5 protein-coding genes are annotated in these 17,738 nt (G+C 66.1%); 4 read left to right on the top strand and 1 reads right to left on the bottom strand.

Features of this window, described 5'->3' with window-relative positions; genetic code table 11:
- The first annotated feature begins 43 nt into the window (after positions 1 to 43).
- Both IT182_16805 and IT182_16810 read left to right on the top strand, forming a co-directional pair.
- Positions 44 to 2,962 carry a DEAD/DEAH box helicase gene (locus IT182_16805; GenBank protein ID MCC6165008.1) on the top strand — a complete coding sequence of 973 codons (2,919 nt, stop codon included), beginning with the start codon at positions 44 to 46 and terminating at the stop codon, positions 2,960 to 2,962.
- Between the two features lie 16 nt (positions 2,963 to 2,978).
- A complete protein-coding gene (locus IT182_16810) occupies positions 2,979 to 8,144 on the top strand; it encodes a class I SAM-dependent DNA methyltransferase (GenBank protein ID MCC6165009.1) in 5,166 nt (1,721 codons plus the stop codon).
- Here IT182_16810 and IT182_16815 read toward each other — a convergent pair.
- Positions 8,141 to 9,007 (bottom strand): hypothetical protein, encoded by an 867-nt coding sequence (locus IT182_16815; protein MCC6165010.1) that lies wholly within the window; start codon positions 9,005 to 9,007, stop codon positions 8,141 to 8,143. The two genes, IT182_16810 and IT182_16815, sit on opposite strands and share 4 nt — an antisense overlap.
- 115 nt (positions 9,008 to 9,122) lie before the next feature.
- Here IT182_16815 and IT182_16820 point away from each other — a divergent pair, with 115 nt between their 5' ends.
- Both IT182_16820 and IT182_16825 read left to right on the top strand, forming a co-directional pair.
- Complete coding sequence (locus IT182_16820; protein MCC6165011.1) at positions 9,123 to 15,554, top strand: DEAD/DEAH box helicase; 6,432 nt, start codon at positions 9,123 to 9,125, stop codon at positions 15,552 to 15,554.
- Positions 15,551 to 17,647, top strand: coding sequence for an AAA family ATPase (locus tag IT182_16825; protein MCC6165012.1), 2,097 nt, complete (start codon positions 15,551 to 15,553; stop codon positions 17,645 to 17,647). The genes IT182_16820 and IT182_16825 overlap by 4 nt, the downstream gene beginning before the upstream one ends.
- Positions 17,648 to 17,738: the final 91 nt, after the last annotated feature.

Here is a 17,738-nt window from a genome sequence, read left to right on the forward strand (position 1 = left end):
TGCCCTTGCTCTCCGTGAACATCGCGGACATCATGGCGCGCGCATGGTGACCGCGACCCGCATTCCCCTTGCCCCTGGTGCTCGCGTCGTGATCCGCGACGAGGAATGGATCGTCCGCCGCGTGGATCCCTCGTCCGACGGCGGTGATCTCCTCGTCTGCGACGGCGTTTCCGAGGTCGTGCGCGGCCGCACGGCGCAGTTCCTGACGGTCCTCGAGGACGATCGCATCGAGGTGCTGGACCCGGCGGAGACGACGCTCGTGGCCGACACGTCTCCGCACTTCAACGCCGGCCTGCTGCACATCGAGGCGATGCTGCGGCGCAACCTGCCCAACGACGACCGCATCCGGCTGGGGCACCGAGCGGTGATGGACGTGGTGCCGTACCAGCTCGATCCGGCGCTGCAGGCGCTTCGGCAGCCGAGACAGCGCATCCTGATCGCCGACGCGACGGGGCTCGGCAAGACCCTCGAGGCGGGCATCCTCACCACCGAGTTGGTTCAGCGCGGTCGCGGGACGCGCATCCTCGTGGTGACGCTCAAGAGCATGTTGACGCAGTTCCAGAAGGAGTTCTGGACGCGCTTCTCGATTCCGCTCGTGCGGCTCGACTCCGTCGGGCTGGCCGCCGTGCGCAACCGCATTCCGGCCAACCACAATCCGTTCAACTACTACGACCGCACGATCATCTCGATCGACTCGCTGAAGAACAACCTCGAGTACCGCAACTACCTCGAGCAGGCGTGGTGGGATCTGATCATCATCGACGAGTGTCACAACGTGGCCGCGCGTGCGACCGACAGCGGCCTGTCGCGGCGCGCGCGCCTGGCTCGTCTGCTCGCGGGCCGTTCCGATGCCCTCGTCCTCTTGTCGGCAACGCCCCACGACGGGTCGGCGCGATCGTTCGCGTCGCTTGTCACCTTGCTCGACCCGACAGCAATCAGCGACCCCGAGGACTACACGCCGGAGGACTACCGGGACAAGGGCCTGGTGATTCGGCGGTTCAAGAAGGACATCCGCGACCAGGTGCGGCAGCAGTTCGAGGACCGCGAGACCACGGTGCTGCGTGCCAGGGCGAGCGCCGAGGAAGACGCGGCGTTCGAGGCGCTGCTCGCAGTGCCGTTCACCCATGGTGGACATCGCACGGCGGGCAGGCAGCATGAGCTCTTGCGGCTCTCGCTTCAGAAAGCGCTGTTCTCGAGCCCTGCGGCGGCCGCCCAGTCGACGCGCAATCGGATGGCTTCGCTCGAACAGCGAGAGCTGGTCACCAACGAGACGAGAGCGGAGCACGCCGCTCTCGCCGAGCTGCTGGAGAAGGTCGACGCCATCACGCCCGCGTGTTTCAGTCGCTGGCAGCGGCTCCTCCAGCTCCTGCGCGATCCGTCGTACGGATGGTCGGCACAGCAGGACGATGATCGGGTCGTGATCTTCTCGGAGCGCCTCGACACGCTGGCCTGGTTGCGCGAGGAGCTGGGACGCGCCCTGAAGCTGCGGGCAGACGACTCGGACACGAGCCAGGTCGCTGTGCTGCACGGCGAACTGCCGGACACGGCCCAAATGGCGCTTGTCGAGCGCTTTGGTCGCCAGACTGACCCGCTGCGTATCCTCCTGTGCTCCGATGTGGCCTCGGAGGGCCTCAACCTGCACCACTTCTGCCACCGGCTGGTGCACTTCGACTTGCCGTGGTCCCTGATGGTCTTCCAGCAGCGCAACGGACGCATCGACCGCTACGGCCAGACGCGGAAGCCGCTCATCAGCTATCTGCTAACCAGCACCGACGTCGAGCGAATCAAGGGCGACCTCCGAATCCTCGAGGTGCTCCAGCGCAAGGACGACCGCGCAAACCAGGACCTCGGCGATCCAAGCGCGTTCATGCACCTGTGCGATCCGGACGCCGAAGCAAAGAAGGTCGCAGAGGTCATGGCCGCCGGCACCGATGCGGAGGCTTTCGACCGCGAGCTCGAACGCGATGCGGCGACCACGACCGAAGGCGAGGGGGACTGGCTGTTGAACCTCTTCAACGCTCCTCCCGAAGCGACCACCTCGTCTGCGCTCGACGCCATCTCCGAGGCGCCGTCGCTGTTCCCCGACGACTATGGCTTCGCGAAGGCCGCGCTCGAGGAACTCGGGCGGGGCAAGGCCATCGCCCAGTGGTCGCACCATGATGCGAGCCGCACCCTCACCGTGACAGCACCGGCGGACTTGCAGGCGCGGCTCCGGCAGATTCCGCGCGAGGCACGCGATGCCGATGATCGCTACGTGCTGACCGTGGAGAGGGCGCACGTTGCCGAAGCCATCGAACGCGCCCGCCAGGCGAAGTCGGCCGAGGAGAGCTGGCCCGACCTGCAGTACCTCTGGCCGCAGCACCCAATCAGCGAGTGGCTCCGGGATCGCGTGCTGGTGCACTTCGGCCGGCACACCGCGCCCGTGCTCCGATCGCCTCACCTCGCTGAGGGCGAGCGAGCGCTGTTGATGCTCGCGCTGATCCCCAATCGAAAGGGGCAGCCGATGGTGGTGGAGTGGCGCGCCGTGGTCCTACACGCCTCGCACTCGACAGCCTCGCTCGAGGACTTCGGGACGTTTGTCGCGAGGGCGGGGCTGAAGGCCGGCGCGTTGCCGAATCCCAACTCGTCTCTGGACACCCTGGGCCTCCAGGCAGATCTCCGCGTTGCGGTCGCCCGTATGCAGCAGCACATGGCCGAACGGCAGGCCGGGTTCGCTCGTGAGATGGAAGCGCGCCTGTCGTCAACGCTCGCCAGACTCGAGGAACTGCAGGGTCGCCAACTGCTGCAGTTGCAACTCCGCTTCGAGGAGATGGGTGGGCCCGAGAACCTGCGCCGAGGGCAGAAGGCGCGCCGCGAAGGCGAGATCCACCGGGTGTTCGACGACTACAAGAAGTGGGTCGAGGACAGCCTCGAGACCGAGCCCCATCCGCACCTCCAGGTGCTCGCGGCGGTCTGCCGCTGACCTGGCGCACCTGACCATGGCCATACTCGACACCGCCGCCCAGACGTTTGCCGGCATCACCAACGAGAACGAGTTCTTCGGGCACCACTACCTCGCCGAGGTCTTCCGGGGTGACATCCGCAATCAGCTCGACGCGTGGCTCGCGCGCGAGGAAGCAACGAAAGGAGTCGACGGCGTTGGCAGGGACGGCGGCTCCCCGAGCCGCCCTGAAATCATCCGCGCCCCGCAGAAGGTCCTGGCCGGTCTCGGCGGCCGTTGGTTCGTCGGCCGCAAGGCGCTCGCCGACGCGCGCGACGAGGACGCCTTCCGTGAGGCCTTCCTCGATCTCCAGAGACCGTTGCTCGCGGCGCTCGGCTACACGGTGGCGCCAGACGTCGCCACGCTCGTCGACGGCCATCCGTTCCGCGTGTGGTGCCGGGCGGGGCAGCACCCAGCCTCGCACGCCGCATCGCGAGTGCTGGTGATTCCTGCCGCCGCCTATCGGCACCTCGAAGACGACCTGCTCGACCAACCGATTGACGTGTCGCTGTATCCGGGAGCGGCGCCGGAGCACGCGAGAGACGCCACCTGGGCCGACTGGCTTTCGGACGCCGTCTTCGGGGCCGACGAGGGCGCGCCGCGCTTCGTCCTCCTGCTCGGTGCCGACGACTGGTTGCTGCTCGATCGGTTGAAGTGGCCCAACAACCGCGCCCTCCGCCTCTCGTGGGGTGAGATCCTCGACCGCCGAGACACGCCAACCATCGAGGCGACGGCCGCCCTGCTGCACCGGGAGAGCCTGGCGCCAGACGAGGGCACGCCGCTCCTCGACGGCCTCGACGAGAACGCGCACAAGCATGCGTTCGGCGTCAGCGAAGACCTGAAGTACGCCCTGCGTGAGGCCATCGAGTTGCTCGGCAACGAGGCAGCGAGGCAGTTGCGAGCTCAGGCCGAGGCGAAGAAGCTAAGCGTGTTTGCTGGCCGTGCGGAACTCGATGCAGAGCAACTCTCGCTCGAGTGCCTGCGGCTGATGTACCGGCTGCTGTTCGTGTTCTACATCGAGGCCCGGCCTGAACTCGGGTATGTCCCCATCCGAAGCGAGATGTACCTCAAGGGCTACAGCCTGGAAGCCCTGCGCGATCTGGAACTCGTGCAACTCGACACGCCGCGGGCGCGCGACGGACTGTTCTTCGACGACAGCCTCAGGCGCCTCTTCCGACTGATCCACGAGGGGAGCGGTGCGGCGTTGCAGCAATCGCTGCGGGATGCGGCGGAGGGCGCCAAGCCCACGGTCACCCTGGCCCCGCTGGACAGTCGACTGTTCGATCCCGAGGCGACGCCACTCCTCAATCTCGTCCGGTTCCCGAACCAGGTGTGGCAGCGCGTGATTGCGCTCCTCTCGCTCACGTCAGGCAAGGGCCGTGGCCGTCGCGGCCGGGTGAGCTACCAGCTGCTGTCCATCAACCAGCTCGGCGCCGTGTACGAGGCACTGCTCTCGTTCCGCGGGTTCTTCGCCAAGGAGGACCTGTTCGAGGTGCAGCCCGCGGCGAAGAAGACTGCCGCTGCCGCGTCGAGCGATCAGGATGACGAGGTCGAAGGCGACGAGGACGGCGATGAGGACGACGCGGACGCAGGCGAGTCCGAGGGCGCCGGCCGGCGTGGCAATCGCTCGACGCAAGGCGGAGCGGCCGGCGTGCGTCGTCGCGACGACCTCGAGGTCGGCTGGTTCGTCCCGGAGGCACGTCTTGCGGACTACGCCGAGGACGAGCGGGTCTACGAGCTCGACGAGCACGGCCATCGTCGGCTGCGTCGACATGCGAAGGGCAGCTTCATCTACCGGCTGGCCGGGCGCGATCGCGAGAAGAGCGCGAGCTACTACACGCCGCAGGTGCTGACCGCATGCCTCGTGAAGTACGCGCTGAAGGAACTGCTGAGGCTCGACGACACCGACCCGGCGAAGCGGCTCAAGGCAGACGACATTCTCAGTCTTACGGTGGTGGAGCCGGCGATGGGAAGCGCCGCCTTCCTCAACGAGGCCGTCAACCAGCTCGCCGAGAAGTACCTCGAGCTGAAGCAGGCGGAACTCGGCACGCGCATCCCCCACGAGGCATATCCGCGCGAGTTGCAGAAGGTGCGCATGTACCTCGCCGACCGCAACGTGTTCGGCGTGGACCTCAATCCGGTGGCGGTGGAGCTCGCCGAGGTGTCGCTATGGCTCAATGCCATCTACGGCGACGCCCCGGACGAGCAGGGCCATCCGCGACCGGCGCGCGGGCCCTGGTTCGGCTACCAGCTCTTCGACGGCAACAGCCTGATCGGCGCGCGTGCGGAGGTGTACGCCGCGACGTCCATCGCGAAGGGCGCCAAACCGGCCTGGCACGAGCAGGCTCCCCGTCGCCTCGATCCCCAGGCTCCGGATCGCCGAGCCGACGAGGTGTACCACTTCCTGCTGCCGGATCCGGGCATGGCGAGCTACACGGACAAGGTCGCGAAGGGGCTGTACGCCGACGACTTCGCACGGCTGAAAGTTTGGCGCAAGACCTTCTGCGCGCCGCTGCAGTCGTACGAGATCGCGCGCCTCCAGCAATTGAGTGCGAAGGTGGACGACCTGTGGGCCGCGCACGCTGCGCAGCTGCAGGGTGACCGGCGGGCCACGGAGGACCATCTGTCGGTGTGGCCAGCCGAGGGGCACAACGACACCATCACGTCACGGGCGTCGAAAGAGGCAATACGTCGCCAGGGGCTACTGAACGAAGACGGCGACGAGGCCACGCCTTACCGCCGCCTGAAGCTGGTGATGGACTACTGGTGCGCGCTCTGGTTTTGGCCCATTCGCGCGAGCCATCGCCTCCCCTCGCGCGACGAGTGGTGGATGGAAGTGGGCGCCATCCTCGAAGGCAACATCGTCGACGTGTCGCCCGACCTGCCGCTGCCCTTCGGGTATGACCGGCCGGGCGTCCCTCTCGTCACCGCAAATGCCCCACGGCTGCCGGAGTTCGAGGAACAGCCTGCCCTGGCCGTGCAGGACGTGTCGCCGCAGTTGCACGATCGTCTCGGCCGCTTGCGCATCACGAGGCTCCGCGAGGCGTTCAAGCGGATCGGCGAGGTGGAGGCGCTGGCGAAGGCTCGTCGCTTCCTGCACTGGGAGCTGGCGTTCGCCGATGTGTTCCACACGCGCGGCGGATTCGATCTCGTGCTCGGCAACCCGCCGTGGATCAAGGTCGAGTGGAACGAGGCCGGTGTTCTCGGAGAGGCGAACCCCCTGCTGGCGCTTCGCAAGACCAGCGCATCTGAGCTGACGAGGCTCCGCGCCGACACGTTCGCGACATTCCCGGCACTGCAAGGGGAGTGGACGATAGAACTCGAGCAGGCAGAAGGGACGCAGGAGTTCCTGAACGCCACACAGAACTTTCCGCTACTCAGAGGGGTTCAGACGAATCTATACAAGTGCTTTCTGCCTCTCACGTGGCGCGTATCAGCGACGACAGGAGTGTCCGGGCTAGTGCACCCTGAAGGTGTTTATGACGATCCGAAGGGAGGAGTCCTTCGTGAGCCCCTCTATCGCCGACTGAGATCTCACTTTCAGTTCCAGAACGAGCTCAGTCTCTTTGGGATTAGTCACACCAGGCGATACGGTCTCAATCTGTTCGGGCCCGACCGCGCGACTGGCTTCGATCTGATCTCAAACCTATTTCACCCCAGGACGATAGATGAGTCTTACGCTCACCCCGGCAGAGGCCATGTGCCAGGCTACAAGTCTCAGGGTGAATGGGAGCTAGCTGGCCATAGAGACCGCATCGTTAGAGTTAGCGATAACGAACTAGCCGTATTCGCATCGCTGTACGACGAGCCAGGCACGCCATCAAGTCGTGCGCGCTTGCCTTCGCTGCACGCCGGCGCCATGGCGAGCGTGCTCAGAAAGCTGGCAAGGTATCCGACGCGGCTTTCCGCTTTGGGCGATGACTACTCCTTGACGTGGATGTGGGACGAGACTCGGCAGCAGGCAGACGGCACCATAAGCCGTAGAAAGGGAGAGTGGTTTCCCGCGACTCCTTCGGAGTTGATCATCTCAGGTCCCCACATATTCGTCTGCAACCCGTTCTACAAGTGCCCGCGTCGAGTCTGTACTGCGAATGGTCACTATGACGCTGTCGAGCTGAAGGCCTTGCCGGATGCCTACTTGCCCAGAGGCAATTTTCGGCCCATGGTCGATAGGGACGAGTACAAACGACGAATTCCGCGTGTCCCTTGGCTGAATGACGACGGGCACCGAACTCCCGTGACAGGGGACTACAGGCTTGCGGCCAGAAAGCGTCTCGCTCAGTCGGGCGAGCGAACGCTTGTGTGCGCACTCGTCCCTCCAAATGTCGCCCACGTGATCAGCTGCGTAAGTGCTTCTTTTCGATCCCGAGAAGCACTGTTGGCTACTTCTGCCGCAGCATCTTCAATTGTCCTCGACTTCTTTGTGAAGTCAGCAGGGTGGGCCGACCTTACCGCAAGCGGAACGAAATTGTTTCCTTTGCTTCCGTATTCAATGGACTTAGGCACTCGCGTACTAGCGTTGAACTGCTTAACTCGAGATTACGCGCGCCTTTGGGGATCTGCGATTGGAGCGGCAGCGCGCAGCCAATCGTGGAGCCAGCCGAACAATCCGAGATTGCCGCAGAACTTCTTCGCAGAGTTGACCTCGGAGTGGACACCCGCTTGCGCGCTACGCAATGACTATGCACGCCGATTGGCGCTGGTAGAGCTCGACGTCTTAGTAGCGCGGGCTCTTGGCCTCACACTAGACGAACTCCAGCTCATTTACCGAGTGCAGTTTGCGATCGTAGCGCAAAACGAGTCCGATACCTGGTACGACATGCACGGTAGCGTCGCGTTCACGGCAAATCGAGGACTTCCCGGCGTTGGCCTTCCGCGCAGAGGCGGCCCAGGGAACCCTGCGACTCGCATTACATACGTGGATGGGCGAACTGTTTCCGGCAACGCGGGTTGGGAGGACGTGTGCGAAGTGCCTGAGGGCACCGTCATCGAACAGGAGGTCCTCGACGACACGCTCCCGAACGGCCCGCATAAGAAGACCCGTCGCTGGGTCGCGCCGTTCGCGCTTGCGAACCGCGAGGACGATTACCGCATTGCGTGGGAGTACTTCCAGTCCCGGAGTGCGGTCGACGCCGCCGGCAACGAGGCTTTGCGGCACGGCTAACGCTTCATGTGCTCCTCCGCTTCGGCAATCTCGAAGAACTCGTCCTGTGTGATGATCAAGGATCCGAGACCGCGCGCCGTCCTGAGCTTGAGTGTGTCGTCGAATCCCATCAGCTCGCCTTGCACCAACGCCGCCGCTGTCGGCAACGCAGAAGCCTTCATTCCGATGAAGCCCCCAAGCTTTTCGACGTATGGATAGAGCCGCGAAGGCCGTGGCCAGTCGTGGATGCGTCCTGTGAACACGAACGTGTTGCCCTTGATGCGCTTCGGTAGCGTCCTCCTCCGCGGCGCTGGATCAGGCTCCTTGCGTGTGCGCTCGCGGAGCCGCGCCGCCTCGGCCAGGTTGTCCTTGCGCTCTTGCCAAGCAGCGCGGTATGCGGCGAACCAGTCGGGCGTCACGGGAGTGGCATATGCGCCGTGGAACATCGCCTCGAACTGGGCCGCGAGGTCGGAGATGGCCTGGCGGTCCTCGATGAGGACATTGGCCTCGTAGTTGGCGGCCAAGCCACCGCCTGTCAGATTCGATGAGCCGACGATGGCGGCGGTGTCGCCGAAGACCCACAGCTTCGCGTGAAATGCCCGCGCCGCTGGCGAGGCGAAGCGCTTCACGGTGAACGAGGTCAGGTGCTGCCCGACAAGGTCTTGGAGGGCTGCGATGGCCTCGGGATGCGTTGGCAGGTCGGTCCCGAACAGGAACTCTCCAGTGGAGCCCCGTTTCAGTGCCGCCTGCAGGTCCGGAAGCAACTGCTCCAGCCCAGTGGCACTGACCAGGGCCATCGCGACATGAAAGGTGCTGGACCTGGCGATGTGCTGGCGAACTGCCTTGATGAGAGCATCTTCCTTGACGAGCGCGGTAACGGACATCGACGATTCCTCGAAAGAGTAGCGGCCAAGCAAGAGCATAACGGCGACAGCAGATGCCCCGATCTGAGTGGTCGTGGCCGTGTCTCGATGCGTCGGATAAGATGCGGTCGCCGAGATGCTGCCATCAATCCTCGCCCACGAACTCAGCGAGAGTACCCGCCGGTTTTTGATCACGGCGTTCGAGCCCGCAGACGCGTACTTCGGCGGCATCGTGCGCCGGTTCGTGGACACACCGGGTGCCATCGGCAAGGGGCCGTACCTGCAGCTCGGCCTCCCGTTTCGAGCAGGGACGGGGGCCCGCGCGTTCTTCCCTCGATTCGAGACCGAACACCCCGGCTTCAGTCACCAGGAGCACGCCTGGCGACGCCTCCGGAGCGATGCGGCGCCGTCCAATACGCTGGTCGTGACCGGCACGGGCAGTGGCAAGACCGAGTGCTTTCTCTATCCGGTGCTCGATCACTGCGCCAGACAGAAAGAGCAGGGCGCGGCACGCGGCATCAAGGCGCTCGTCATCTACCCGATGAACGCGCTCGCCAACGACCAGGCGCGCCGCTTCGCCGAAGTGGTCGCCCGTACGCCAGCGTTCGCCGGGCTCCGCGTCGGCATGTATATCGGAGGCGGCGGGCAAGGCAGCGCCGTGATGACGCCCACGACGGTCATCACCGATCGCGACACGCTGCGCAAGGCACCGCCCGACGTCCTGCTCACCAACTACAAGATGCTCGATTACCTGCTGGTGCGGCCGAAGGACCGCAGCTTGTGGGCGCACAACGCGCCGGACACCCTCCGGTACGTGGTGGTGGACGAACTGCACACGTTCGATGGCGCGCAAGGGACCGACCTCGCGCTGCTGTTGCGTCGCCTCCGCGCACGGCTGGGCACGCCTCCTGAACACGTCGTCTGCGTGGGCACCTCCGCAACGCTCGGGGATGGCGACACGGCGCCGCTCCGCACCTACGCCGGGCAGGTGTTCGCGAGCGCGTTCGAGGTCGAGTCGGTGGTCGCTGAAGACCGCGACTCGGTGGCGCAGTTCCTGGGCGAAGCGCCGATCAACCATCTGCTGCAGTCGCGCGACGACTTCGCCGAGATCCTCGACGCGCAGCGATATCGCTCGCAGGCCGAGGCCATCGCTGCGTGGTTTCCGGTGTTCTTCGCTGGCGAGGCCGTGCCAACTGACGTGTCGGATCCGGCCTGGCGATGCGCGCTCGGCCGCCTGCTCAAGCAGCACCTCCTCGTACACAACCTCCTGCGCGTGCTGAAGGGCGGCATCGGCGAGTGGAGCGTGCTGTGTGAGCAACTGACTGGCCCCATGCCAGCGGCCGCGCGCCCGCACGCGCCACGCGTGCTCGACGCTCTTGTGGCCCTCCTCGCTTGGGCGCGCGACGTGAAGGACCCGAACCTGCCGCTGGTCACCGTGCGTGTGCAGCTATGGATGCGTGAATTGCGTCGGCTCGTGGCCAGCGTCGTGCCCCTCGCCACGGGCGGCGACAACGCGCCTGTCGACCTGCCCGCGCTGCGGACCGCAGCCGACCTGAAGGCCGCGCGCGAGGGTCTGCACCTCCCGCTCGTGCAGTGCATCGAGTGCCATACGACCGCGTGGGTGGGCCTTCGGCAGAGCGGTTCCGTGAAGGTCGACTCGGTCCTGGAGGCCATCTACAACGCGTGGTTTAGGTCGGCGCCAGAACTGGTGCGGCTCTATGGAGACGCGACACTCGACCTGCCATGCCAGCGGTACCTGTGCGGCGCGTGCGGCAGATTGAACGACAGCCCTGGCACGTGTGCGGACTGCCGGCACTTGGGCCTCGTGCCTGTGTTCGAGCTGCAGGACTATCAACAGAGCAAGCGCGGCGACGTCACGTACAACTGGCACGACAAGACCTGCCCCGCGTGCGGTGCCCACGATCGCCTGCTGCTCCTCGGCGCGCGTAACGCGACGCTCGGCGCACAGCTGATTGAGCAGGGCTGGGCCACGCCGTACAACGACGACAAGAAGCTGATCGCCTTCTCCGATTCGGTGCAGGATGCCGCGCATCGCGCTGGTTTCTTCGGTAGCCGCACCTACCGGAACAACATCCGCATGGCCATCGCGCGCGTCGTCGATGCCCTCGCGCAGCCATCGGTGCCCTGGACCAGTCTGCTGGATCAGTTGCCGACATGGTTGCTCGATCCGGCGCGCTTGGGGCACCTGACGCCCGAGGCCTTCGTCTCCGAGTTCATCGGTCCCGACATGCTGTGGCAGCACCCATGGGAGGCGCTGCAGCGGGACGGCTCGCTGCCGGCCGGCAGCAAGTTACTGGCTCGCGTGCGCAAGAGGCTGGCCTGGGAGGCCGTCGCCGAGTTCACCTATCTCTCCCGGCGGGGGCGCACCCTCGACCGCCTGGCGTTCGCCACCCTCACCTTGCCCGCCGATGCGCTCGAGCCGTCCGTCGATGCCGTGCATCGCCGCCTGGTCGAAGCCTTCGGGCTACGCGAGGTGACGCGCGATCAGGTGCGCCACTGGCTGTGGGGCATCGTGTTGCACCTCCGGCAGCGCGGCGCGATCACCCACGACGAGATGAAGGGGTACGCGTTGTCGGGGTGGCTGGGCACGCTGACCTTCGATCGCGGACGACGGGACTGGCTGCCGCCGATCGGTCCTTTCAGTCACCATCCGCAATTGCTGACCCTGGGCAAGCACCGCGACTTCGAGGTGCTGATCGACCGTGGGCGCAGCTGGTACGAGCAATGGCTTCGCGTGACCATCGGCCACGGCCTGCTTCTGCCGAAGGGCTCCGAGCGAGAACTCTACGAGACGGCGCTGTCGGAATTGATCGCAGCAGACGTGTTGCAGCCCTTCGACGGCCGGGACGGCCGCGCGATAGCACTGCGGGCCGAGCGGCTGGAGGTGGACCGCGACGCCGTGCAGCTCGGTGCCTCAAGTGGTACCCGTGAGCTGACCGTCTCACGCGCCCTTGCTCCAGTGGTGCTCGGCATGCCGTGCCTCGACGCAATGCACGAACGCTACACGGGGATCGTCGAGCCAGACGATGCCGAGATGTGGATGGTGCGCAGGTACCGCCACGGCGACATCCGCCGAGTGATTGCCGCCGAGCACACCGGCCTGCTCGAGCGTGACGAGCGCGAGGCGCTCGAGGACCGGTTCAAGGCGAAGCCGTCAGACGCCAAGCCGTGGTACGAGAACCTGCTGTCGGCCACGCCGACGCTGGAGATGGGCGTGGACATCGGCAGTCTGTCGTCATTGCTGCTGTGTTCCGTGCCTCCCTCGCAGGCCAGCTTCCTGCAGCGTGTGGGCCGGGCCGGTCGCCGCGATGGCAATGCCATCGTGGTGACGCTTGCCGACGGCGCCAGCCCCCACGATCTCTACTTCTACGAGGAGCCGTTCGAGATGATGGCGGGCGAGGTGGCGCCGCCGGGCACGTTCCTGCAGGCGCCGGAAGTGCTGCGTCGCCAGCTACTGGCCTTCTGCCTCGACACCTGGGTCGCCAGCGGCATCGCGGCCACTGCGTTCCCCGACAAGACCAAGCCGGCGCTCGACGCCGTCGAGCGCAAGGACGAGGCACGCTTTCCGTACAACTTCCTCAACTTCGTGCAGAACGACGAGCACGGCCTGTTGGACCGGTTTGTCGCGCTCCTCGACTACCAGCCTCAAGACGAAGTCGAGCGCCGCGGCGTGGTTCGTGTCCTCAACCGGCTGCGCGAGTACATGTTCGGTGAGGGCGGTGTCGATGCCCTGCGCGTGGGCCTCCTGAAGGTGCTCGAGGAGCTTCGCCGCGAGCGCCACGCGTATCTCGAGCGGGCCAGGGACATCAAGAAGGAGATTGAAAGACTCAAGCAGCAGCCGAAGGACGAGGCACGGGACGCGCAACTGCGCGACCACATCCGCGAGCGCGGCAAGCTGCTGGAACTCGCGAAGGGCATCAGCGACCGCGACCTGCTCAACACTTTCACCGACGCGGGCCTGTTGCCCAACTACGCCTTCCCCGAGGCGGGCGTCGAGCTGAAGTCGCTGCTCTGGCGGCGCCGGCATGCCGACGATGAGCCCGGTGGCGGGCTGTACGTCACCATCACGCAGCGCTTCGAGCGCCCAGCGGCGTCGGCCCTGTCGGAGTTCGCCCCGGAGAACCGGTTCTACGCCAACCAGCGCCGCGTGCAGATCGACCAGATCAACATGCAGCTCGCGAAGACGGAGGACTGGCGGTTGTGCCCGTCCTGCCATCATCTCGAGAACGTGCTCGTGAGCGGCGATGCCCACCCGGCGTGCCCGCGATGTGGGAGCGCGATGTGGGGTGATATCCAGCAACGCCGCACGCTTCTGCGCTTCCGCCAGGCCGTCGCGAACGCCAACGACGAGAAGTCCCGCATCGACGATCGTAGTGACGACCGCGAGCCCCGCTTCTTCATCCGCCAGTTGCTGGTGGATTTCGACCCGAACGACGTGGTCGTCGCCTGGCGTCTGCAGGACGAGCACCTCGCGTTCGGCTTCGAGTCGATCCGCCGGGCGCAGTTCCGCGACATCAACTTTGGCGAGATGGGGCGGCAGGGCGTGTCGTTCAGTGTGGCCGACTGGGAAACGACACGTCCCGGCTTCAAGGTGTGCCGGCACTGCGGGATGGTGCAGACGCCGCCGCCGAGGCGACGGCCTGGCGAGAAGCCAGGCCCGGTGCAGAAGCACGCGCGCGACTGCCAGTGGTGGGGCAAGGACCTGCCCGAAGCGGTCCTGGACTGTCTGTACCTCTATCGCGAGTTCTCGTCCGAGGCCGTGCGCATCCTGGTGCCATACACACGCACCGGCTTGAACGAGACGGTGCTGCAGTCGTTCATGGCGGCCTTGCAGCTGGGGCTGAAGCGGCACTACGGCGGCAAGGTGGATCACCTACGCATCACCACGCAGGAAGAGCCAGGAGCGGACCAGGGCCCGAAGCGTCACTATGTGCTGCTCTACGACTCGGTCCCCGGAGGCACGGGCTACCTGCACCAACTCCTCAGTGAGGACGCCCAGACGCTCACGCAGGTGCTGCAGAAGGCGTACGCGACGCTGCGGGCCTGCCCTTGTAATGCAGTGCCGGAGAAGGACGGCTGCTACCGCTGCCTGTACCAGTATCGTCAGGGGCGGGCATTGTCGAAGGTCTCGCGCCGTGCTGCGGAGGACCTGCTTGGGGAGCTGCTCGGCAGCATCGAGCACCTCGAACGGGTCAAGTCGCTCTCCGAGATCCACATCAACGCGCAGCTGGACTCGATCCTCGAGGGGCAGTTCATCGAGTGTCTCAGCCGCATCGGCGGCACGGCGGGCCTCCCGAAGATCAAGGTCACCCAGGACATCGTGCAGGGCAGGACGGGCTACCTGCTCGAGGTGGGCGCCGAGCGCTACTGGGTTCGGCTGCAGGTGGACGTTGGCCCCGACGATGGGGTGGGCGCGTTCGTCAGGCCCGACTTCGTGATCCAGCCGGTGCGCGGTACTTCGACTCGCCGGCCCATCGCGGTCTTCGCCGACGGCTGGGCCTATCACCGCGGCGCGGTGCGCGCCGATGCGCAGAAGCGTTCGGCGCTGGTGGCGAGCGAGAAGTATTGGGTATGGTCGGTCGTCTGGGAAGACGTGCAGGCGGCGCTCGCAGGGAACGTCGAGGCGACCCAGGACGTGATGGCCGCGCACGCGCGCCTTGGGGTTTCGGATCCGCTTGTCGTGAAGGTGCGATCGAGTCTGGGCCGCGGCTCCGGCACTATCAGCGAACACGCCGTGGCGCGCCTGGTGCGCTGGCTGTCCGATCCGGCTGATGATCCGGACGATGGAGCCTTACGGCGACGACAGCGCGAGGCTGCGGTGCTCGCGGCGCGCCTGATTGTGCATCCCCAGTCGCCGGACATCCCCGCGGCGCGAGGTGCGCTACAAGCCGTGGCAGCCGCCCTGCCTGATGGCCATCACGAGGCACCTCTGGATGCCGCGGTCGGATGGTCGAAGGAGCCCTTGCGTGCGGCCGTCGTCAGGTTGGCATGGCCGCAGGCGTACATGCGCGGTGACTTCTCTGCAGGGTTTGGCGCGATCACCCTTGCGCCCGCCCAGGCACCGACGCCGGAGGCATTGAAAGCTTCCTGGCGGGAATGGCTGGAGCTGTTCAACGAGCTGCAAGTGCTGCCCGGCACGTTCCTGATGGAGCAGGTCGGTATCGAGCACGGCGACTATGGCGGCCTCGCGCCTGCGGCGGTGAGTTCGTCGGTTCCAGTGCCCGCGGACGAGACCGACGGTGAGGCCCGCGCCTGGGACGTGGCCATTGGCCAGGCGGTAGGCGAGATGCATGAAGGGATGAGGGCTCTCGCCGCGCGTGGGGTGCCGGCTCCAGACGCGGTCGGCGTGGAGTTGGCGTCGACGAGCGGCGGCGTGATCGCCGAGGCCGAACTGCAGTGGGAGCAGCCGCATCTCGTGGTGCTGGCGCCCCACCAGGCCGAGCAGGTCGAGGCGTGCAAGGCGGCTGGCTGGCAGGTGGTGCTGGCTGTAGATTCAGGCTGGGCCGATACGGTCGCCCTGGCCATCATCGAGGTCGCAGACGTATGAGTATCGCTCCACGCGTGGCGCTGTCGCAGGACTTCCTTCTCAAGCTCGGGAAGCTGCCAGCCGCTGTTCACGCCAACGTCGTGAAGTGGGCCCTCAAGTTCCAGCAGAACCCGACGGCGCCAGGCATCAACTACGAGGTCATCCGCGCCGCGCGCGACCGGAACCTGCGGTCGATTCGCATCGACCAGGACTGGCGCGGCATCGTGTTCCGTCCCGAACAGGGAGACCTGTACATCCTCTTGCACGTCGACACGCACGACGAGGCCTATCGTTGGGCCGAGCGTCGCAAGTTGTCGGTGAACCCGGTGACCGGGGCTATGCAGATGGTGAACCTCGAGGCTGTCGAGGCCCAGGCGGCTCCGGAAGCCCACGTTCGCGTTGCGCCTGCGGCAGACGCGCCAGCGCCGGCCCGCGAGGAGGTGGCCGCTCCGGCAGCCTCACCGCTGTTCAAGGACCTCACCGACGAGCAGTTGGTGCAGATCGGCACACCGCCGGAACTGATTCCCATCGTGCGTTCGATGACGTCGGACGCGGACCTCGACCATGCGCAGGAGTTATTGCCCGTCGAGGCGTACGAAGGCCTGTTCCTGATTGCCGCGGGCGACTCGGTTACCCAGGTGCTCGTCGGACGCGAGACGCGGGTGGACCGCAAGGTCGATCCCGACGACTTCGTCACGGCCCTCGACACCGCTGAGAGCCAGTCGCGCTTCGTCGTCGTGACCAGCGACACGGAGATGTCGGCCATCCTCAACGCCCCGTTGCAGCAGTGGCGCGTGTTCCTGCATCCCACGCAGCGCAAGCTGGCCGACGGCGACAGGAGCGGGCCGGTCCGCGTGCTCGGTGGCGCCGGCACAGGGAAGACGGTACTCGCGATGCATCGCGCCGTGTGGCTCGCGAAGCACAGGGCTTCACCCGAGAAGAAGGTCCTCTTCACGACGTTCACGCGCAACCTGGCGTTGGACGTCGAACACAACCTGAAGTCCCTGTTCCTTGGCGACCCGGCCTCAGCCAACGTGGAGGTCACCAACCTCGATCGGTGGGTACACGGATACCTGCGCAGGAAGAAGTACCCACATCGTATTGCCTACGGCCTGCAAGACGACCCATGGCGGAGCGCCCTGGAACTCGCCCCTGCATCGCTGGGCCTCGATGACGCGTTCTTCGCCGATGAATGGTCGCAGGTGATCACGGCCCAGGGGATCGACTCGCTCGACGACTACCGGAAGGCGTCGCGCGTGGGACGGGGCACCGTCCTCACCCGGGCCAAGCGAGACCAGATCTGGCCCGTGTTCGAGGAGTACCGGCTGCAGCTCAGCTCGCGTCAGCTCAAGGACGCCGACGACGCGTTCCGCGACGCCGCGGCGCTACTCGCCAGCGAGAAGGAGTCGCTCCCGTATGGCTCCATCATCGTCGACGAGACGCAGGACTTCGGGCAACAGGCGTTGGTGCTGCTGCGCGCGATGGCCGCGAAGGGACAGAACGACCTCTTCTTCGTGGGTGACGGGCATCAGCGCATCTACGCGCGCCATCGGGCTGCGATGGGCAAGTGCGGCATCGACATTCGTGGCCGCTCCAGGAAGCTGTACCTGAATTACCGCACGACCGAGGAGATCCGCCGCTTCGCTGTCGCGCAGCTCGAGGGCCGCGAGATTGACGACATGGACGGCGGGACGGACGACAATCGTCTGTACAAGTCGCTGTCCCATGGCCCCGCGCCGGAGCAGGTCGAGACCTCGAGCCCCGACCAGGCCTTGGACGTAGCGATCGCGCGCATCACAGGTTGGCTGAGCGACCCAGACCTGCCGGCTGGAACGGTGTGCCTCATGGCACCCTCCAAGAAGCTGCGCGGCGCCGTGGCCGACCGGCTGAAGGCGGCGAAGCTGCCCGTGAGCGTTGTGACGTCGGAATCGGCTGACACAGCGTCCGGCGACGCCGTCCGCGTGGCCACGATGCATCGGGCGAAGGGATTGGAGTTCGACCGGGTGGTGGTGCTGGCTCCCAAGGGGGTCGAACCTGCGGGCGGAACCGATATCGCGCAATTGATCTACGTGTCGCTGACGAGAGCCAAGACGGCCGCCGTCCTCGTCCGGTGATGATCAAGGAGCATAGCCTTCCCCCACCGACAGGCCTGGGCGAAGAGCAGAAGCGGCATCGGGCGGAATGTCGCCTCGACACGTGCCTGAA

The organism is Acidobacteriota bacterium, assembly GCA_020845575.1.
Lineage (GTDB): Bacteria > Acidobacteriota > Vicinamibacteria > Vicinamibacterales > Vicinamibacteraceae > Luteitalea.